Genomic DNA, 19,000 nt, shown 5'->3' on the forward strand with positions numbered 1-19,000 from the left:
TCAATTCTGGGCAAAACCCGCGGCGGTTTCCATGTCCACCGCAACGATCCGCGACACGCCCTGCTCCTGCATCGTCACGCCGATCAGCTGCTGCGCCATTTCCATCGCGATCTTGTTGTGCGAGATGAACAGGAACTGCGTCTTGTCGGACATCGCGCGCACGAGATTCGCGAAACGCTCGGTGTTCGCGTCGTCGAGCGGCGCGTCGACCTCGTCGAGCAGACAGAACGGCGCCGGGTTCAGCTGGAACATCGCGAACACCAGTGCGGTCGCGGTCAGCGCCTTCTCGCCACCCGACAGCAGGTGGATCGTCGCGTTCTTCTTGCCTGGCGGCTGCGCCATCACCTGCACGCCGGCGTCGAGGATTTCGTCGCCCGTCATGATCAGCTTCGCCTGGCCACCGCCGAACAGGCGCGGGAACAGGTCGCTGAAGTGGCGGTTGACCTCGTCGAAGGTGCCCTGCAGCAGCGTGCGGGTTTCCTGGTCGATCTTGTGGATCGCGTCCTCGAGCGTCGTGATCGCGTCGATCAGGTCGGCCGACTGCGCGTCGAGGAACACCTTGCGCTCGCTCGCGGCCTTCAGCTCGTCGAGCGCGGCCATGTTCACCGGGCCGAGCGCGTTGATCGCGTTGTTCAGGCGCGTGACCTCGCCCTGCAGGTACGACGGCTTCAGATCAGGCGTGAGCTTCTCGCGCAGCGCTTCCTCGTCGACCTCGGCGGTCGTCAGTTGCTCGGCGAACTGCTCGACCGACAGGCGCGCGGCCTGCTCCTTCAACTGCAGCTCGGTGATGCGGTCGCGCAGCGGCTGCAGCGAGCGCTCGGCGACGAGCCGCTGCTCGTCCGACGCGCGCAGCTTCGCGGTCAGGTCGTCGAGTTCGATCCGCGCGGCCTGCAGCGCTTCTTCCTTCACCGCGCGAATCTCGAGCGCGTCCTGCAGGCCCGTGTGTGCGGTCTGTTCGTTGATCGTCTCGAGCTCGGCGCGTGCGTCTTCGAGCGACGCGGCGACGCGCTCGCTCTGCTCGTGCGCGACCTGGATGCTGCGCTTGAGTTCGTCGATCCGCGTCACGGCATTGCGTGCGGCGAAGCGCGCGTCGTTCGCGCCGCGCTCCAGGTCACGCGCTTCCTGACGTGCTTGCGTCAGCGACTCGTCGAGTGCTTCGAAGGCGAGCTGGTTGTCCTCGAAGCGCGCCTGCAGTTCGGCAAGTTCGCCGTCGAAACGCTCGAAATTCGCTTCCGACTCCGCGCGCATCGCGCGCTGCTCTTCGATCTGCGCGCCGATTTCCTCGAGTTCCTCGCGGATCTGCGTGCTGCGCTGCGTGTAACGTTCGTGCGCCTGCGCGAGCTTCAGTACGTCCATCTGCAGCGCGTGTACGCGCTGCGTCGCGCGCTCGGCCTGCGCCCGCACGTCGCCGAGCGCCTGCGTGGCCTGCGTGTGCGCGGCTTCCGCGCGGACAGCGGCCGTGCGCGCCTCGTCGGCGAGCAGCGCCTGCGCACGTACCTGGCGCGTCAGGTTTTCGATTTCCTGCTGGCGGGCCAGCATTCCGGCCTGCTCCGAATCGGCCGCATACAGCTGCACGCCGACACGCGTGACGATATGGCCGGCCTTGACGACGAACGCGCCGCCTGCCGGCAGCTGCGCGCGCGTCGCAAGCGCCTGTGCGACGTCGTCGGCGACGTACACGTTGCCGAGCCAATCGTTCAGCACCGCGCGGATGCCCGCATCGTCGATGCGCACGAGCGACAGCACCGGACGCAGGCCGGCCACGGCCGCCGGCGGTTCACCGGCTGCGGGCGGTGCGTAGAACGCGAGCTTGGCAGGCGGTGCGTCGGTGGCAAAAGCCTTCACCCAGTCGAGATTCGACACTTCGAGCGCGGCGAGGCGCTCGCGCAGCACGGCTTCGAGCGCGGCTTCCCAGCCCGCTTCGACATGCAGCTTCTTCCACAGACGCGGCAGCGCGCCGAGCTCGTGCTTGTCGAGCCACGGCTGCACCTTGCCTTCGGTCTGCACGTTTTCCTGCAGCTGCTTCAGCGCGGCGAGACGCGCCTCGAGCTGGTGGATCTGCGCGGCCTCGGCCTGCACGCGCTCCTGCGCGGCACGGCGCTCGCCATCGAGGCGCGGCACCGTTTCCTGCGCGTCGGCGAGGCGCGCCTGCGCTTCGGCCAGGATCTCTTCCTGCTCGGCGAGCTGCATGCGCAGCTCCTCGAGCTGGGCCTCGTCCGGCGCGTCGAGCCCGCCCGCTTCGCTCTTCAGGCGCTCATGGCGCTGCTGAAGCTGCTGGAGCTGCTGATCGGCGTTGCGCTGGTGCGCGGCTTCGAGCTTAAGCGACTGTTCGGTCTGCGCGATCCGGGCGCGCTCGTCGTTGAGCTGCGCCTGCGCATCGCGCCACTTCGCTTCGAGCGCCGGCAGTGCGTCGTGCTTCGCGGCGGCGTTGTCTTCGGCGAGCGCGGCCTTCTCGTCGGCCATCGCGCGCGCTTCCTCGGCTTCCTCGAGCTCGTCCTGCGCCTTCTCGGCCTGCGCGCGCCATTGCTCGCGCTGTGCATTCAGTGCGGCGATCTGCGCCTGCACGCGATTGCGCGATTCGACGATGAACTTGATCTCGGCTTCGAGGCGGCTCACCTCGGCATTCGCTTCGTAGAGCGAACCCTGTGCGCCCTGCATCGCGTCGCTTGCCGAGTAATGCGCGACGCGCAGCGTCTCGAGCTGCGCCTCGACCTCGCGCAGCTTCGCCGTCTGCGCCTCGAGGTCGATCTGCGCCTGCTCGATCGCGCGCTGCTGCTTCTGCTGCTCGCCGGCGGCCTCGTTCTTGCGCAGCAGCCACAACAGGCGCTGCTTCTCCTCGCCGTCGGCGACGAGTTCCTTGTACTTGGTGGCAACGACGGCCTGCGCCTCGAGCTTCTCGAGGTTCGCGCCGAGTTCGCGGACGATGTCCTCGACGCGCGTCAGGTTCTCGCGCGTGTCGTGCAGGCGGTTCTCGGTTTCGCGGCGGCGTTCCTTGTACTTCGACACGCCCGCGGCTTCCTCGAGGAACACGCGCAGCTCTTCCGGCTTCGCCTCGATGATCCGGGCGATCATGCCCTGCCCGATGATCGCGTACGCACGCGGCCCGAGGCCGGTGCCGAGGAAGATGTCCTGGATGTCGCGGCGGCGCGCCGGCAGGTTGTTGATGTAGTAACTCGACGTGCCGTCGCGCGTGAGCACGCGCTTCACGGCGATCTCGCCGTACTGGCCCCACTGGCCGGCCGCGCGGCCGTCGGAGTTGTCGAAGATCAGTTCGACACTGGCCCGGCTGCCGGGCTTGCGGGCGGTCGAGCCGTTGAAGATCACGTCCTGCATCGATTCGCCGCGCAGCTCGGAAGCGCGCGACTCGCCGAGCACCCAGCGCACGGCATCGATGATGTTGGACTTGCCGCACCCGTTCGGGCCCACCACGCCGACAAGCTGGCCCGGAACCTGGAAATGCGTGGGATCGACAAAGGATTTGAAGCCAGCGAGTTTGATCGAGCTCAGACGCACGGCGGTATCGGATGTGAAGAAGGTGTGAAACGGACGGAGCCGCACTGCGCGAGGCCCGACGGCCCATGCGCGCGATGCGCCCCGGAATTCAAAAGCGGGGCCGCGCGCATACAGCGTTGGGCCCCGCAAACGGCTTCCATCATACCATCGCGCGTGCGCCGTCCCGACCGTCGCCGGGTTTGTCCGGTGCCGGCGCGGCGCGATGGACCCGACTCGACAGCAGCGTCGCCAGCACGATGCACGCGCCGCCCGCCCACTCGCGCGCGGTCGGCAGCTCGTTCGCGAACACCCATGCCGACAGCGCGGTGATCACGATCTCGAACAGCATGATGATCGACGCACGGTTCGCCGGCACGCGCGCCAGCCCGTATTGCACGAGCAGGTTGTTCGACGCCATCGTCACGCCGATCGCGACGATGATCAGCGCGGCCGTGCCGAGGTGGCCGCCCGCCGGCGCAGCCGGTATCCCCTCGAACAGCGACGCGATCGCGCCGAACACGGCCGCGCCGCCGAACAGCGTCGCGGTACGCATCTCCGCGCGCATCTCCGGCAGTTCGCGGCTCGCCTTGATCACGAGCACGTTGCTCATCGCGAAGCTCAACCCGGCCGCGAGCCCGGCCCATTCGGCCGGGGTGGCCGGCAGCGGCAGGCCGAGCGCCGGCGACCACAGCATCAGCATCGCGCCGCCGATCGACAGCGCCGCGAGCCCCGCGCCGGCCCAGGTCAGCCGCTCGCGCAGCAGGAAGTGCGCGTAGATCGCGGTCCACGCGGGAGTCAGGTAGAACAGCAGCATCACGCGCAGCACTTCGCCGTGGATCGTGCCCCATACGAACCCGAGGTTCGTCACGCCGGCCGTCACCGCGATGCCGGGCAACACCCAGTGCCAGCGCAGCGTCGAGATCGTGCGGTGTCGCGCAACGATCACGAACAGAAAGGCGACGAGGCTCGTCAGCGCGCTCGCCAGCGTGCCCGTCACGCCGAGCGACGCCAGGATCCGCAGCGGATACCAGATCAGGCCCCATACCGACGCGCCGATCAGGATGGCCAGCGTCGGCAGGCTGCCGCGTACCGCGTTGTTCATTTGGTTCAATACCCTTTATTCGACCGGCCCGGCCGCCGTTCCGGCAGGCCGTGACCGCATTCCGTCACGCTATAATCGTCCGTTGCGACCCGCGCGCCATCGGCGCCCGTTCGCAGCCGCGCGGCGCGCCCGCCGCTTCTTTCGCTCCAACCGGCCGCGATGGCCGCTTCGCCCGTGAACCCTCGACTCGACTCGCTCCAGCCCTATCCCTTCGAAAAGCTGCGCGCCCTGTTCAAGGACGTGACGCCCTCCGGCGCCCTCAAACCGATCAGCTTCGGCATCGGCGAGCCCAAACATGCGACTCCGGCGCTGATCCGCGACGCCGTGGAGGCCGCGCTCGACGGTCTCGCGTCGTACCCGGCCACTGCCGGCTCGGACGCGCTGCGCACGTCGATCGCGCACTGGCTCGAGCGCCGCTACGGGCTGCCGGCCATCGATCCGGCCACGCAGGTGCTGCCCGTGTCGGGGTCGCGCGAGGCGCTGTTCTCGCTTGCGCAGACGGTGATCGACGCGCGCCCGACCGAACAGGGCGAGAAGGCGATCGTACTCTGTCCGAATCCTTTCTATCAAATTTACGAAGGCGCGGCGCTGCTCGCCGGTGCCGAACCCTATTTCGCGAACAGCGACCCGGCCCGCAACTTCGCGTGCGACTACGCGTCCGTGCCCGACGAAGTCTGGGCGCGCACGCAACTGCTGTACGTCTGCTCGCCGGGCAACCCGACCGGTGCCGTGCTGACCCTCGACGACTGGCGCGAGTTGTTCGCGCTGTCCGACCGCCACGGTTTCGTGATCGCGTCCGACGAGTGCTATTCGGAAATCTATTTCGACGAAGCGGCGCCGCCGCTCGGCGGCCTCGAGGCCGCGCACCGCCTCGGCCGCGGCTTCGAGCGGCTCGTGATGCTGTCGAGCCTGTCGAAGCGCTCGAACGTGCCGGGCATGCGCTCGGGCTTCGTCGCCGGCGACGCGGCACTGCTGAAGAAATTCCTGCTGTACCGCACGTATCACGGCGCGGCGCTCTCGCCGGTCTGGCAGCACGCGAGCATCGCCGCGTGGAACGACGAGGCGCATGTGCGCGAGAACCGCGCGCTGTACCTGCAGAAGTTCAATACCGTCACCCCGATGCTCGCCGACGTGATCGACGTGAAGCTGCCCGACGCGGCGTTCTATCTGTGGGCCAACGTGTCGCGCACCGGCCTGTCGGACACCGAGTTCGCCCGCCGCCTGTACGCCGACTATAATGTGACGGTTCTGCCCGGCTCGTACCTGGCGCGTGATGCGCACGGCACGAATCCGGGCCGCGATTTCATCCGGATCGCGCTCGTCGCGGGCACCCCCGAATGCGTCGAGGGCGCGCAACGCATCGTCGATTTCTGCCGTTCTCTCGCGCGGTAATCGTTCATCCGATCAATTCCATCCATCTCCTGCGAAAACGAACATGTCGCAACAACTTCAGCAAATCATCGATACCGCCTGGGAAAACCGCGCCGAGCTGTCGCCGAAGGCCGCACCGGCCGACGTCCGCGAAGCCGTCGCGCACGCGATCGAGCAGCTCGACAAAGGCGCGCTGCGCGTGGCCGAGAAGATCGACGGCAACTGGACCGTGCACCAGTGGCTGAAGAAGGCCGTGCTGCTGTCGTTCCGCCTGGAGGACAACGCGCCGATGCCCGCCGGCGGCTACTCGCAGTTCTACGACAAGGTGCCGTCGAAGTTCGCGAACTACACCGCTGAAGATTTCGCCGCGGGCGGCTTCCGCGTCGTTCCGCCGGCCATCGCGCGCCGCGGCTCGTTCATCGCGAAGAACGTCGTGCTGATGCCGTCGTACACCAACATCGGCGCATACGTCGACGAAGGCACGATGGTCGACACGTGGGCAACGGTCGGCTCCTGCGCACAGATCGGCAAGAACGTGCACCTGTCGGGCGGCGTAGGCATCGGCGGCGTGCTCGAGCCGCTGCAGGCGAACCCGGTCATCATCGAAGACAACTGCTTCATCGGCGCACGCTCGGAAGTCGTCGAAGGCGTGATCGTCGAGGAAAACTCGGTGATCTCGATGGGCGTGTACCTCGGCCAGAGCACCAAGATCTACGACCGCGAGACGGGCGAAGTCAGCTACGGCCGCATCCCGGCCGGCTCGGTCGTCGTCGCCGGCAACCTGCCGTCGAAGGATGGCTCGCACAGCCTGTACTGCGCGGTGATCGTCAAGAAGGTCGACGCGAAGACGCGCGCGAAAGTCGGCCTGAACGAGCTGCTGCGAGGCGACTGATGGCGAAGCCGCACACCGTGGTCGTCTACGGCATTCCGAACTGCGACACCGTGAAGAAGGCCCGCGTGTGGCTCGACGATCACGGCGTCGAATTCGAGTTTCACGACTTCAAGAAGCTCGGTGTCAGCGCACCGCTCGTCGAGGACTGGCTGAAGGACGTGTCGCTCGACGCGCTCGTCAACAAGCGCGGCACGACGTGGCGCGGCCTGGACGACGCGATGAAGGCGGCCGCCGAAACGAAGGCCGGCGCGGTCGCGCTGATGATCCACAAGCCGTCGGTCATCAAGCGCCCCGTGCTGGTGATCAACGGCCGCGTGAAATCGCTCGGCTTCGTGGCCGATCAATACGCGGCGCTGTTTGCCGCATAGGGCTGCCCGTGCTGCGCCTGTCGGCGCAGCCCGACGTCTTGTCGCTGCCGGCCACCGCGCCGGCATTTTTTATCGAAAGTGGTCCGAACCATGTCCGCCACCCTAGCCCTTACCGAACAGCTGATCGCCCGCGCGTCCGTGACGCCAGACGACCAGCATTGCCAGCAGATCATGACCGAGCGCCTCGCGGCGCTCGGCTTCGAATGCGAGACCATCGCGTCGCACGGCGTGACCAACCTGTGGGCCGTCAAGCGCGGCACCGACGGCCACGACGGCAAGCTGCTCGCGTTCGCGGGCCACACCGACGTCGTGCCGACCGGCCCGCTCGAGCAGTGGAGCTCGCCGCCGTTCATCCCCGCCCATCGCGACGGCAAGCTGTACGGCCGCGGCGCGGCCGACATGAAGACGTCGCTCGCGGCGTTCGTCGTCGCGTCCGAGGAATTCGTCGCAGCGCATCCCGGCCACCGCGGCGCGATCGCGTTCCTGATCACGAGCGACGAGGAAGGCCCCGCCACCGACGGCACCGTGAAGGTCGTCGAGCTGCTCGAAGCGCGCGGCGAACGCATGGACTACTGCATCGTCGGCGAGCCGACGTCGACCACCGAGCTCGGCGATGTCGTGAAGAACGGCCGTCGCGGCTCGATGTCGGGCGAACTGGTCGTCAAGGGCGTGCAGGGCCACATCGCGTATCCGCACCTCGCGAAGAACCCGATCCACCTGCTCGCGCCGGCGCTCGCCGAGCTTGCCGCCGAGCAGTGGGACGAAGGCAACGAATACTTCCCGCCGACCACCTGGCAGGTGTCGAACCTGCACGCCGGCACCGGCGCGACCAACGTGATCCCCGGCCACGCCGACCTGCTGTTCAACTTCCGCTTCTCGACCGCCAGCACGGTCGAGGGCCTGCAGGCACGCGTGCACGCGATCCTCGACAAGCATGGCCTCGAATACACGCTGAAATGGTCGGTGAGCGGCCTGCCGTTCCTCACGCCGCGCGGCGAGCTGTCGGGCGCGCTGGAAAACGCGATCCGCACCGAGACCGGCATCACGACCGAACTGTCGACCACGGGCGGCACGTCGGACGGCCGTTTCATCGCGCGCATCTGCCCGCAGGTCATCGAGTTCGGCCCGCCGAACGGCAGCATCCACAAGATCGACGAGCACATCGAAGTGCGCTTCGTCGACCCGCTGAAGAACGTGTATCGTCGCGTGCTCGAACAACTGATCGCCTGATGGAGCCTCGCATGACGACACCTTTTGCCACAGTTCGCGACCTGCTGCGCTACGCGGTCACGCGCTTCTCGAAGGCCAAGCTCGCGTTCGGCCACGGCTCCGACAATGCATACGACGAAGCGGCCTACCTCGTGCTGCGCACGCTCGACCTGCCGCTCGACACGCTCGAGCCGTTCCTCGACGCGCGGTTGCTGCCCGACGAAATCGCGGCCGTGCTCGCCGTGATCGAACGGCGCGCGACCGACCGCGTGCCGGCCGCGTACCTCACGCATGAAGCGTGGATGCATGGCCACCGCTTCTACGTCGACGAACGCGTGATCGTGCCGCGCTCGTTCATCGGCGAGCTGCTCGACGACGGGTTGCAGCCGTACGTCGCCGATCCCGAGCAGGTCGGCGCGGTGCTCGAGCTGTGCACGGGCTCCGGCTGCCTCGCGATCCTCGCGGCGAGCGCGTTCCCGAACGCCGAGATCGACGCGGTCGACCTGTCCGACAAGGCGCTCGAAGTCGCCGAGATCAACGTGCGCGACTACGGCCTCGAAGACCGTATCGGGCTGCACCGCGGCGACCTCTACGCGCCGCTGCCCGCGTTCCGCACCGATCCGGGCTCGCGCTATGACGTGATCCTGACGAACCCGCCGTACGTGAACGCATCGTCGATGGCCGCGCTGCCGCCCGAGTATCGGCACGAGCCGGAGATGGCGCTCGCGGGTGGCGATGACGGGATGGACATCGTGCGACGTATCGTCGCCGAGGCCCATCGCTGGCTGCACGACGACGGCGTGCTCGTCGTCGAGATCGGCAACGAGCGCGAAAACGTCGAAGCCGCGTTCGGCGGCCTCGAACTCACGTGGCTGCCCACCAGCGCGGGCGACGACGCCGTGTTCCTGATCCAGGCGTCGGACCTGCCCCGCAAGGCCTGAGCCTTTCCGGCTCGCCCACCGTGCGGTGCACCGTTGCGCCGCACGGTTGGGTAAGATGCGCGTAGGCGGCCGCCCGGCCGCGCGACTTCAGGAGTCCGTCACGCGCCCATGACCCTCGACTGGCTACACCTCGGCACCCTGATCCTGACCATCCACGTGCTCGGGATTGTTGCGGCGTTCCACGCAATCATGAACACGCGCACGTCGCAAGGCGCGATCGCGTGGGCCGTCTCGCTCGCGGCCATGCCGTACCTGACGCTCATTCCGTACCTGTTCCTCGGCCGCAGCAAGTTCTCCGGCTACGTCGACGCCCGGCGCCACGAGCTGGAAATGTTGCGCATGCACACACCGCGCTCGCCCTGGCTCGCGACCGACGCCACCGACGGGCCGGCCGCCGACGCGATCGGCCAGGCCGCGGTGCTCGCGCTCACGCGGCTCGGCGGCATGCCGTTCCTCGGCGGCAATTCGGTGCGCACGCTCGTGAACGGCGATGCGACGTTCTCGGCAATCCTGGCGGCTATCGACGCCGCGCGTGACTACGTGGTGGTGCAGTTCTTCATCGTGCGCGACGATGCGCTCGGCCGGATGCTGCGCGACTCGCTGCTCGCGCGCGCGGCCGCCGGCGTGCGCTGCTGCCTGCTGTACGACAGCATCGGCAGCTTCGACCTGCCGCACAGCTACGTCGACACGTTGCGCCGGGGCGGCGTCGAGGTTCACCCGTTCGCAACCAACCGGAAGTTCGTCAACCGCTTCCAGCTCAACTTCCGCAACCACCGCAAGATCGTCGTCGTCGACGGCAATTGCGCGTTCGTCGGCGGCCACAACGTCGGCGTCGAGTATCTCGGCGCGAAGCCGCGCCTGTCGCCGTGGCGCGACACGCACATCGAGATCCGCGGCCCGGTGGTCGCGAGCATCCAGTACGTGTTCGCCGAAGACTGGCACTGGGCCACGCAGAAGCTGCCGCCGCTCGCGTTGCCGCCGCCCGCGCAGCCCGGCGACAGCATGCATTGCCTCGCGGTGCCGATGGGGCCTGCCGACAAGCAGGAGACGGGCTCGCTGTTCTTCGTCGAGGCGATCAACGCCGCGCGCGAGCGGGTCTGGATCACCACGCCGTACCTCGTCCCCGACGAAGCCGTGATTTCCGCACTGAAGCTCGCCGTGATGCGCGGCGTCGACGTGCGCATCCTGATCCCGAGCCGGCGCGATCACTACGTGGTATTCGAAGCGTCGAAGCTGTACGCGCGCGACCTGGTCGATGCGGGCGTCAAGGTGTTCCGCTACCGGCCCGGCTTCCTGCACCAGAAGGTCGTGCTGATCGACCGCATCGCGGCGGCGATCGGCAGCGCGAATCTGGACAATCGCTCGTTCCGCCTCAATTTCGAGATCATGGTGCTGACCGTCGACCGCACGTTCGCCGACGAAGTCGAGACGATGCTCGATGCCGATTTCGCGCAGGCGTACGAGGTCGATGCGAACGAATACCGCCGGTCGCCCGCCTGGCGGCGCATCGCGATGCACGTCGCACGGCTGTTCGCACCGATCCTCTAACGGCCGAGGTGGCGGCGCCCGTGCGATCCGCACCGGCGCGGTGAACGCCGCCGGCCGGCGTCAGAGCAGCTTGTCGATATCCGCGGCGATTTCTTCCGGTTTGGTCGACGGCGCATAGCGCTTGACGATGCGCCCTTCACGATCGACCAGGAATTTCGTGAAATTCCACTTGATCGCCTTGAGGCCCAGAATGCCGGGCGCCTCGTCGGTCAGGTAGCGGTACAGCGGATGCGCATGGTCGCCCTTCACGTCGATCTTCGCGAACATCGGGAACGTGACGCCGTAGTTGCGCTCGCAGAACGCACCGATCTGCGTGGCGTCGCCGGGCTCCTGCTTGCCGAACTGGTTGCACGGGAAGCCGAGCACATAGAAGCCGCGCGCCGCGTACTGGTCGTACAGCTTCTGGAGGCCCGCGTACTGCGGCGTGAAACCACACTCGCTCGCGGTGTTGACGATCAGCAGCACCTTGCCGCGATACGCGTCGAGCGAGGCCGGCGCGCCGGCAAGCGTCTCTGCGCTGAACGAATACAGGGTGGACATCGGGCACTCCTTTTACGAAACCGGATCGACGTGGAGTCTAGGCGAAATTGCCCCGTTGCGACATCCGCCGAACGGCCAATGCCCGGCGCGAGCGGCGCGCAGTCTAGAATAGCGGTTTTGGCCAGTCATTTCCGCCGTGATCCGTTTCAATCAGTTCAGCCTTGCGCGCGGCACCAAGCCGCTGTTCGAGTCGACCTCCTTCGTGCTCAATCCCGGCGAGAAAGCCGGCCTGATCGGCGCGAACGGCGCCGGCAAGTCGACCCTGTTCTCGGTCCTGCGCGGCGAGCTGCACTCGGACGGCGGCGATTTCTCGATGCCGCCGTCGTGGCGGATCGCCCATGTGTCGCAGGAAACGCCCGCGGTCGACCGCTCGGCGCTCGACTACACGCTCGACGGCGACGCCGCGCTGCGCGAGATCGAGGCCCGCATCGCCGCCGCGTCCGCCGCGCATGACGGCGCTGCCGAAGCCGACGCGCACGCGGCGTTCGCCGACGCCGACGGCTACACCGCGCCTGCCCGCGCCGAGGCGCTGCTGCTCGGCCTCGGCTTCACGCTCGCACAGACGCGCGAATCCGTCGCCAGCTTCTCCGGCGGCTGGCGCATGCGCCTGAATCTCGCGCAGGCGCTGATGTGCCGCTCCGACCTGCTGCTGCTCGACGAACCGACGAACCACCTCGACCTCGACGCGATCGTCTGGCTCGAAGACTGGCTGCACCGCTACCCCGGCACGCTCGTCGTGATTTCGCACGACCGCGAATTCCTCGATTCGATCTGCAACGTCACGCTGCATCTGGAAAACCGCCAGGTGAAGCGCTATGGCGGCAACTACTCGCAGTTCGAAGTGCTGCGCGCGCAGCAACTGGCGCTGCAGCAAAGCGCCTACGAAAAGCAGCAGAAGACGATCGAGCACCTGCAGAGCTTCGTCGACCGCTTCAAGGCCAAGGCGACCAAGGCCAAGCAGGCGCAGAGCCGGATGAAGGCGCTCGAGAAGATGGAGCTGATCGCGCCCGCGCACATCGCATCGCCGTTCACGTTCGAATTCCGCACGCCCGATGCCGCGCCGAATCCGATGATGGTGATGGAAGACGTCCGCTGCGGTTATCACGCCGACGGCGGAGCGGAAATTCCGATCGTCGAGCGCGTCGCGCTGTCGATCCAGAACGGCCAGCGCATCGGCCTGCTCGGCGCGAACGGCCAGGGCAAGTCGACGCTGATCAAGACGCTGGCCGGCACGCTTGCGCCGCTGTCGGGGCATGTCCGCGACGGCAAGGGGCTGACGATCGGCTATTTCGCGCAGCACCAGCTCGAAACGCTGCGCGAGGACGATTCGCCGCTCGCGCACCTGGCGCGGCTCGCGCCCGACACGCGCGAACAGGAACTGCGCGACTTCCTCGGCGGCTTCAACTTCTCGGGCGACATGGCGACCACCCCGGTCGGGCCGTTTTCGGGCGGTGAAAAGGCACGCCTCGCGCTCGCGCTGATCATCTGGCAGAAGCCGAACCTGCTGCTGCTCGACGAACCGACCAACCACCTCGACCTCGAAACGCGCCATGCGCTGACGATGGCGCTCGCGCAGTTCGAAGGCACGCTGATCCTCGTCTCGCACGACCGTCACCTGCTGCGCGCGACGACCGACCAGTTCATGCTGGTCGCGAAGCACCGGCTGCAGCCGTTCGACGGCGACCTCGACGACTACCGCGACTGGCTGCTGCAGCACGCGGCCGAGCAGCGCGCCGCCGCGAAGGCCGACAGCGCGGCTTCATCGGGCGCGGGTGCCGGGGCCAACCGCCGGGACCAGAAGCGTCAGGCCGCCGAGGAACGGCAGCGCCTGTCGGTGCTGAAGAAGCCGCTGCAGACGCGCATCACGAAGCTCGAAAAGGAAATGGAGACGCTGCACGCGGAGAAGGCGCGCCTCGACGCATTCGTCGCCGATCCGGCGAGCTACGAAGCCGAGCGCAAGACGGAACTGACCGACGCGATCCGCAAGCTCGGGGACGTCAACACGCGTCTCGAAACAGTCGAGGCCGACTGGCTCGCCGCGCAGGAAGAGCTCGAGCAGATCGGCTGACCGCCGTCGCGGCGCGGCCGGCCGATACGCCAGCCGGCCCGCCGTGCCGGCTGGCTCCCCGCCGCCCTTGGGGGGCATCGCAGCGCCTCGACCGACCATCCAGCCCTCGGCGGGCCCGGATACGACAAGGCCGGGCGCACCGGCCCGGCCTGCTCATTCATTGCCGCAGCCACCCGATTCGCCGCGCCGGCCGGCTCAGCGTCGCGGCAACGTGTCGCGCGGCATCTGCTCGTCGTCGCCCATCAGGTGCCTGCGCCCTTCGGTCGGCCGCCGGATCGCGGCAGCGACTTCCGCTTCCGTCACATCTTCGGACACGACCTTGCGCGCCAGGCGCCCCTCGTCGTCGATCCATTCGACGATCCGGCATCCGCCGCCCCAGGGCTGGCGAATCGGCTCCGACACGCGGCAGCCACGCAGGTTGTAAAGGCGTCCGCTCGGCGCTTCCCCGTACGATTTCAACATAGGTTCCCTTCGCATTGCGCGGTTCGACAATCCGGCAAAGGATAGGGAAAAGCGATGTCCGGCGGGTTACATGACCCTACATTTTCTTTACAGTGAATTACGCGACAGATCGCCCGCGCCCATGGCCCGGACGCCTGCCGGGCCGGTCACTCGAGATCGCGCACGCGGTCGATCGCCTGTTCGAGCCGATCGACGGCCATCACGTTCAACCCTTCGATCGGCTGCTTCGGCGCGTTCGCCTTCGGAATCAGCGCGGACGTGAAACCGAGCTTCGCCGCCTCGCGCAGCCGTTCCTGCCCGCGCGGCGACGGCCGGATCTCGCCCGCCAGCCCGACTTCGCCGAACACGATCAGCCCCTTCGGCAGCGCCTTGTTGCGCATCGACGAATGGATCGCCAGCAGCACCGCGAGGTCGGCGGCCGGCTCGGTGATCTTCACGCCGCCCACGGCATTGAGGAACACGTCCTGGTCGAAGGCCGCGATGCCCGCGTGCCGGTGCAGCACCGCGAGCAGCATCGCGAGCCGGTTCTGCTCGAGGCCGACCGCGAGCCGGCGTGGGTTCGGCACGTGCGCCGTATCGACGAGCGCCTGGATTTCGACGAGCAGCGGACGCGTGCCTTCCTGCGTGACGAGCACGCACGAGCCGGGCACGACCTGCTCGTGCTGCGACAGGAACAGTGCGGACGGATTCGCGACGCCGCGCAGCCCGCGCTCGGTCATCGCGAACACGCCGAGTTCGTTGACCGCACCGAAGCGGTTCTTGAACGCACGCACGAGCCGGAACGACGAATGCGTGTCGCCTTCGAAGTACAGCACGGTATCGACGATGTGCTCGAGCACGCGCGGGCCGGCCAGGTTGCCCTCCTTCGTCACGTGCCCGACCATGATGATCGCGGTGCCCGACTGCTTCGCGATACGCGTGAGCTGCGCCGCGCACTCGCGCACCTGCGCGACCGAGCCCGGCGCCGACGTGAGCGCTTCCGAATAGACGGTCTGGATCGAGTCGATCACCGCCACGTCCGGCCGTTCCGCGTCGATCGCGGCCTGGATCTTCTCGAGCTGGATCTCGGCGAGCAGCTTCAGCTCATCCGCCGGCGCACCGCCGTCGAGCAGCGCAAGCCGTTGCGCGCGCAACGCGATCTGCGCGGCCGATTCCTCGCCGCTGATATAGAGCGCGCGCCGCGCGCTCGCGATGTCCGCGAGCGACTGCAGCAGCAGCGTCGACTTGCCGATGCCCGGATCGCCGCCGATCAGCACGACGCCGCCCGGGACCAGCCCGCCGCCGAGCACGCGGTCGAATTCGCCGATGCCGGTCGAGAAGCGCGGCACGTCGGCCGCTTCGATGTCGACGAGACGCTGGACGGGCGCCCGCTTCGCGAGCGACTGGAAACGATGGGCAGCGGGCGATTCGGCGACCGATTCAACCAGCGTGTTCCAGGCCTGGCACGACGGGCATTGGCCCTGCCACTTCGGGGTCTGTCCGCCGCACTCGCTGCAGACGTATACGGTTTTCTGTTTGGCCACGCGCGACGCCCTTATTCCGCGCGCACGGGCACGCGGCCGGCGACCGCGCACATCAGCTCGTAGCCGATCGTGCCGCAATGGCGGGCGACGTCGTCGATCGGCAGCGCGTTCCCCCACAGCTCGACGCGCGCGCCGACACCGGCCTGCGGGCACGGGGTCAGGTCGACGGTGATCATGTCCATCGATACGCGACCGACGATCCGCGTGCGGATGCCGTCGACGATCACGGGCGTGCCTTCGGGCGCGACCCGCGGATAGCCGTCCGCGTAACCGCACGCGACCACGCCGATCCGCATCGGCGCCTGCGCGGAGAACGTCGAGCCATAGCCGATGGCCTGGCCCTTCCCGATCGTCTGCACCGCGATCAGCTCGGACGCGAGCGTCATCGCGGGCTTCAGCCCGGTATCGGCGATGTCGGACGACAGCCCGGACGGCGACGCGCCGTACAGGATGATCCCCGGGCGCACCCAGTCGAAGTGGGTATCCGGATGCCACAGCACGGCCGCGGAGTTCGCGAGGCTGCGCGCGCCGGCGATGCTTTCCGCACCGCGCTCGAACGTCGCGAGCTGCTCGGCGACGCCGCGCTCATTGTCCGCATCCGAAAAATGGGTCATCAACGTGATCTGGCCGATGCCGGGGCACGCACGGGCGCGCTCCCACGCGGCACGGTATTTCTCCGGCACGTAGCCGAGCCGGTTCATCCCGCTGTTCATCTTGAGCTGCACGTTGACGGGCTTCGACAGCCGCGCCGTTTCCAGCATCCGCATCTGCTCGTCGTTGTGGACGGTCGTCGTCAGGCTATAGCGGTCGATCACGTCGATGTCGGTCGAGCGGAAGAACCCTTCGAGCAGCAGGATCGGGCCGGCCCAGCCGAGCTCGCGCAGCTTGACGGCCTCGTCGAGGTCCAGCAGGCCGAAGCCGTCAGTGCCGCGCAGGCCGGGAAACACACGCGCGAGACCGTGACCGTACGCGTTGGCCTTGACGACCGCCCAGACCTTGGACGGGCCGGCAAAGCGGCGGACGACGGAGAGATTGTTCGCGAGAGCGGCGGTATGGATGGTGGCGGAGATCGGGCGCGGCATGGGAAATTTACGTAAAGACGCTTGCGAATCATCAGCTTACCGCGCCTTTTGAGCACTGAAGCCGACAATTTGCGGAACGATCGGGGAATCTTGCTAGTCCGAATTGGCGTATTTTCATGTTATAAAGCCGTGCGCACAACCCATTTCGAACGGAATAAGCCGATCGCATACCAGGCGGCCTACGCGGCCCTGCCGCAGCGACGAAAGCATCGCATCAGATGAAAAAAGGTTTTTACACCATCATGGCCGCGCAGTTTTTCTCGTCGCTGGCCGACAATGCGCTCCTCATCGCCGCCATCGCCCTGCTGAAAGACCTCCACGCCCCCAACTGGATGACACCGCTGCTGAAGCTGTTCTTCGTGTTGTCCTATGTGGTGCTGGCGGCCTATGTCGGCGCCTTCGCGGATTCGCGCCCAAAGGGCCGCGTGATGTTCATCACCAACTCGATCAAGGTCGTCGGCTGCATGATCATGCTGTTCGGCGCCCACCCGTTGATTGCGTACGGGATCGTCGGCTTCGGCGCGGCGGCCTACTCGCCCGCGAAATACGGCATCCTCACCGAGCTGCTGCCGGCCGACCGGCTGGTCGCCGCGAATGGCTGGATCGAAGGCACGACCGTCAGCTCGATCATCCTCGGCACCGTGCTGGGCGGTGCGCTGATCAGTCCGCACATCGCGTCGCACGTGATCGCGCACACGCCCGCCTGGATCGGCACGCCCGCCGAAGCGGCGATGGCGATCATCATGGCGATCTACGTGATCGCCGCGCTGTTCAACCTGCGTATTCCGGATACCGGCGCCCGCTACCCGAAGCAGGAACGCGGCCCGGTCAAGCTCCTCACCGATTTCGCCGACTGCTTCATGGTGCTGTGGCGCGACAAGCTCGGCCAGATCTCGCTGGCAGTCACGACATTGTTCTGGGGCGCGGGCGCGACGCTGCAGTTCATCGTGCTGAAGTGGGCTGAAGTGTCGCTCGGCATGTCGCTGTCGGAAGGCGCGATCCTGCAGGCCGTGGTCGCGGTCGGCGTCGCGGCCGGCGCAATCGCCGCCGCCGCCCGAATCCCGTTGAAGAAATCGCTGACCGTGCTGCCCGTCGGCATCATCATGGGCATCGCGGTGATGCTGATGGCGTTCTACACGCGCGACCTGTTCCCGTCGAACTGGGCCGTGCACTTCGGCCACCTGCGCATGCCCGTGTACCTGATCATCGCGTACATCTTCCTGATGTGCGTCGGTGCGCTGTCCGGCTACTTCGTCGTTCCGATGAATGCGCTGCTGCAGCATCGCGGCCACGTGCTGCTGTCGGCCGGCCACTCGATCGCGGTGCAGAACTTCAACGAGAACCTGTCGGTGCTCGTGATGCTGTGCCTGTATGCGGTGCTCGTGTGGCTCGACGTGCCGGTCGGCGTCGTGATCGTGCTGTTCGGCACGTTCGTGTGCCTGACGATGTGGCTCGTGATGCGCCGTCACCAGGCAAACCAGCGTCAGTTCGACTCGGTCGCGCTGATCGGCGAATCGCGGCACTGACGCTACACTTGCCGTTTCCGTCCGCCTGCGCCGGCCCTCGATCCGGCGCGTTGCCCTCATGACGCACCCGATACCCAACATCCTGACGATTGCCGGCTCCGATTCGGGCGGCGGCGCAGGCATCCAGGCCGACCTGAAGACCTTTTCCGCGCTCGGCGCGTATGGCGCAAGCGTGATCACCGCGCTGACCGCGCAGAACACGTGCGGCGTGACGGGCGTGCATGCGCTGGATGCGGCGTTCGTGACCGCGCAACTCGACGCAGTATTCAGCGATATCCGCATCGATGCGGTCAAGATCGGGATGCTCGCGAATGCGGCGATCGTGCACGCGGTCGCCGACGCGCTGCGCCGCTACGCGGCACGCTTCGTCGTGCTCGACACGGTGATGATCTCGAAGAGCGCGCATGCGCTGCTCGCACCCGATGCCGTCGACGCGTTGCGCGAGGCACTCCTGCCGCTCGCGACGGTCGTGACGCCGAACCTGCCCGAAGCGGCTGCGCTGCTGAACGATGTGCCCGCAGCCACCGAAGACGACATGGTCAGGCAAGGCCAGGCATTGCTGCAGACGGGGGCGCGCGCCGTGCTGATGAAAGGCGGCCACCTGCCCGACGCATCCGCGAGCCCCGACTGGCTCGTCGAAGCGACGCGCACCGTGCGGCTCGACGGCGCGCGCGTGCCGGTCAGCAACACGCACGGCACGGGCTGTACGTTGTCGTCGGCGATCGCCGCGCTGCTGCCGCAGCAGCCCGACCTCGAAAGCGCGGTGCGCGAAGCCAAGACCTACCTGACCGGCGCAATCGCCGCGAGCGGCCACCTCGACGTCGGCCACGGAGTCGGCCCCGTCCATCACTTTCATCGCTGGTGGTGAGCGCCGGC

At 67.5% G+C, this 19,000-nt stretch carries 15 protein-coding genes; 9 read left to right on the forward strand and 6 right to left on the reverse strand.

From position 1 onward, the window contains the following. A complete protein-coding gene (gene smc / locus FFS49_RS05010; RefSeq protein WP_071334952.1) occupies window positions 1-3,513 on the reverse strand; it encodes a chromosome segregation protein SMC in 3,513 nt (1,170 codons plus the stop codon). A 139-nt stretch (window positions 3,514-3,652) separates the two neighbouring features. Next, window positions 3,653-4,594, reverse strand: coding sequence for a DMT family transporter (locus FFS49_RS05015; protein ID WP_039342693.1), 942 nt, complete (start codon window positions 4,592-4,594; stop codon window positions 3,653-3,655). Between the two features lie 159 nt (window positions 4,595-4,753). Here FFS49_RS05015 and dapC point away from each other — a divergent pair, with 159 nt between their 5' ends. The 6 genes from dapC to cls all read left to right on the forward strand — a co-directional run bounded on the left by dapC (window position 4,754) and on the right by cls (window position 10,923). Next, complete coding sequence (dapC, locus tag FFS49_RS05020) at window positions 4,754-5,986, forward strand: succinyldiaminopimelate transaminase (RefSeq protein WP_105818668.1); 1,233 nt, start codon at window positions 4,754-4,756, stop codon at window positions 5,984-5,986. A gap of 43 nt (window positions 5,987-6,029) precedes the next feature. Further along, window positions 6,030-6,857 (forward strand): 2,3,4,5-tetrahydropyridine-2,6-dicarboxylate N-succinyltransferase, encoded by an 828-nt coding sequence (gene dapD / locus FFS49_RS05025; protein WP_006478479.1) that lies wholly within the window; start codon window positions 6,030-6,032, stop codon window positions 6,855-6,857. Continuing rightward, window positions 6,857-7,225 (forward strand): ArsC family reductase, encoded by a 369-nt coding sequence (locus tag FFS49_RS05030; RefSeq protein WP_039342680.1) that lies wholly within the window; start codon window positions 6,857-6,859, stop codon window positions 7,223-7,225. The genes dapD and FFS49_RS05030 overlap by 1 nt, the downstream gene beginning before the upstream one ends. Window positions 7,226-7,315: 90 nt before the next feature. Continuing rightward, on the forward strand, window positions 7,316-8,455 hold the full coding sequence (dapE, locus tag FFS49_RS05035) for a succinyl-diaminopimelate desuccinylase (RefSeq protein WP_105818669.1): 1,140 nt from the start codon (window positions 7,316-7,318) through the stop codon (window positions 8,453-8,455). Between the two features lie 11 nt (window positions 8,456-8,466). Beyond that, window positions 8,467-9,375, forward strand: a complete 909-nt coding sequence (gene prmB / locus FFS49_RS05040) for a 50S ribosomal protein L3 N(5)-glutamine methyltransferase (protein ID WP_039342673.1) — start codon at window positions 8,467-8,469, stop codon at window positions 9,373-9,375. 108 nt (window positions 9,376-9,483) lie between these two features. Then, on the forward strand, window positions 9,484-10,923 hold the full coding sequence (gene cls, locus FFS49_RS05045; RefSeq protein ID WP_105818670.1) for a cardiolipin synthase: 1,440 nt from the start codon (window positions 9,484-9,486) through the stop codon (window positions 10,921-10,923). Window positions 10,924-10,983: 60 nt separating this feature from the next. Here cls and FFS49_RS05050 read toward each other — a convergent pair whose 3' ends face one another. Further along, a complete protein-coding gene (locus tag FFS49_RS05050) occupies window positions 10,984-11,463 on the reverse strand; it encodes a glutathione peroxidase (protein ID WP_047850708.1) in 480 nt (159 codons plus the stop codon). A 136-nt stretch (window positions 11,464-11,599) separates the two neighbouring features. Between FFS49_RS05050 and FFS49_RS05055 the strand changes: the two genes are divergently transcribed. Further along, window positions 11,600-13,531 (forward strand): ATP-binding cassette domain-containing protein, encoded by a 1,932-nt coding sequence (locus FFS49_RS05055; RefSeq protein WP_071334685.1) that lies wholly within the window; start codon window positions 11,600-11,602, stop codon window positions 13,529-13,531. Window positions 13,532-13,726: 195 nt separating this feature from the next. Here the strand turns inward: FFS49_RS05055 and FFS49_RS05060 are convergent, their stop codons facing one another. The 3 genes from FFS49_RS05060 to alr form a co-directional block, all read right to left on the reverse strand. Beyond that, window positions 13,727-13,993 (reverse strand): DUF2866 domain-containing protein, encoded by a 267-nt coding sequence (locus FFS49_RS05060; protein ID WP_039342663.1) that lies wholly within the window; start codon window positions 13,991-13,993, stop codon window positions 13,727-13,729. A 146-nt stretch (window positions 13,994-14,139) separates the two neighbouring features. Next, window positions 14,140-15,516, reverse strand: a complete 1,377-nt coding sequence (radA, locus tag FFS49_RS05065) for a DNA repair protein RadA (RefSeq protein WP_039342661.1) — start codon at window positions 15,514-15,516, stop codon at window positions 14,140-14,142. Between the two features lie 11 nt (window positions 15,517-15,527). Next, a complete protein-coding gene (gene alr / locus FFS49_RS05070) occupies window positions 15,528-16,598 on the reverse strand; it encodes an alanine racemase (RefSeq protein WP_039342660.1) in 1,071 nt (356 codons plus the stop codon). A 218-nt stretch (window positions 16,599-16,816) separates the two neighbouring features. On the opposite strand from alr, the gene lplT reads away from it, so the two are divergent. Together lplT and thiD are read left to right on the forward strand one after the other, a co-directional pair. Further along, the gene (gene lplT, locus FFS49_RS05075) at window positions 16,817-18,124 is read left to right on the forward strand and encodes a lysophospholipid transporter LplT (RefSeq protein ID WP_039342658.1); all 1,308 of its coding nucleotides are present in this window, start codon (window positions 16,817-16,819) and stop codon (window positions 18,122-18,124) included. 58 nt (window positions 18,125-18,182) lie between these two features. Further along, entirely contained in the window at window positions 18,183-18,992 is an 810-nt protein-coding gene (gene thiD / locus FFS49_RS05080) for a bifunctional hydroxymethylpyrimidine kinase/phosphomethylpyrimidine kinase (protein ID WP_105818671.1), read from the forward strand. The last annotated feature ends 8 nt before the right edge of the window (window positions 18,993-19,000 follow it).

This window comes from Burkholderia sp. 4NA327C6 (genome assembly GCF_005502655.1).
Lineage (GTDB): Bacteria > Pseudomonadota > Gammaproteobacteria > Burkholderiales > Burkholderiaceae > Burkholderia > Burkholderia contaminans.

What these genes read in the sequence shown, in the direction of transcription:
- alr (WP_039342660.1), bottom strand. Translation starts at nt 16,598, where the DNA reads ATGCCGCGCCCGATCTCCGCCACCATCCATACCGCCGCTCTCGCGAAC.
- dapD (WP_006478479.1), top strand. Translation starts at nt 6,030, where the DNA reads ATGTCGCAACAACTTCAGCAAATCATCGATACCGCCTGGGAAAACCGC.
- dapE (WP_105818669.1), top strand. Translation starts at nt 7,316, where the DNA reads ATGTCCGCCACCCTAGCCCTTACCGAACAGCTGATCGCCCGCGCGTCC.
- FFS49_RS05060 (WP_039342663.1), bottom strand. Translation starts at nt 13,993, where the DNA reads ATGTTGAAATCGTACGGGGAAGCGCCGAGCGGACGCCTTTACAACCTG.
- FFS49_RS05030 (WP_039342680.1), top strand. Translation starts at nt 6,857, where the DNA reads ATGGCGAAGCCGCACACCGTGGTCGTCTACGGCATTCCGAACTGCGAC.
- thiD (WP_105818671.1), top strand. Translation starts at nt 18,183, where the DNA reads ATGACGCACCCGATACCCAACATCCTGACGATTGCCGGCTCCGATTCG.
- lplT (WP_039342658.1), top strand. Translation starts at nt 16,817, where the DNA reads ATGAAAAAAGGTTTTTACACCATCATGGCCGCGCAGTTTTTCTCGTCG.
- cls (WP_105818670.1), top strand. Translation starts at nt 9,484, where the DNA reads ATGACCCTCGACTGGCTACACCTCGGCACCCTGATCCTGACCATCCAC.
- prmB (WP_039342673.1), top strand. Translation starts at nt 8,467, where the DNA reads ATGACGACACCTTTTGCCACAGTTCGCGACCTGCTGCGCTACGCGGTC.
- FFS49_RS05050 (WP_047850708.1), bottom strand. Translation starts at nt 11,463, where the DNA reads ATGTCCACCCTGTATTCGTTCAGCGCAGAGACGCTTGCCGGCGCGCCG.
- FFS49_RS05015 (WP_039342693.1), bottom strand. Translation starts at nt 4,594, where the DNA reads ATGAACAACGCGGTACGCGGCAGCCTGCCGACGCTGGCCATCCTGATC.
- dapC (WP_105818668.1), top strand. Translation starts at nt 4,754, where the DNA reads ATGGCCGCTTCGCCCGTGAACCCTCGACTCGACTCGCTCCAGCCCTAT.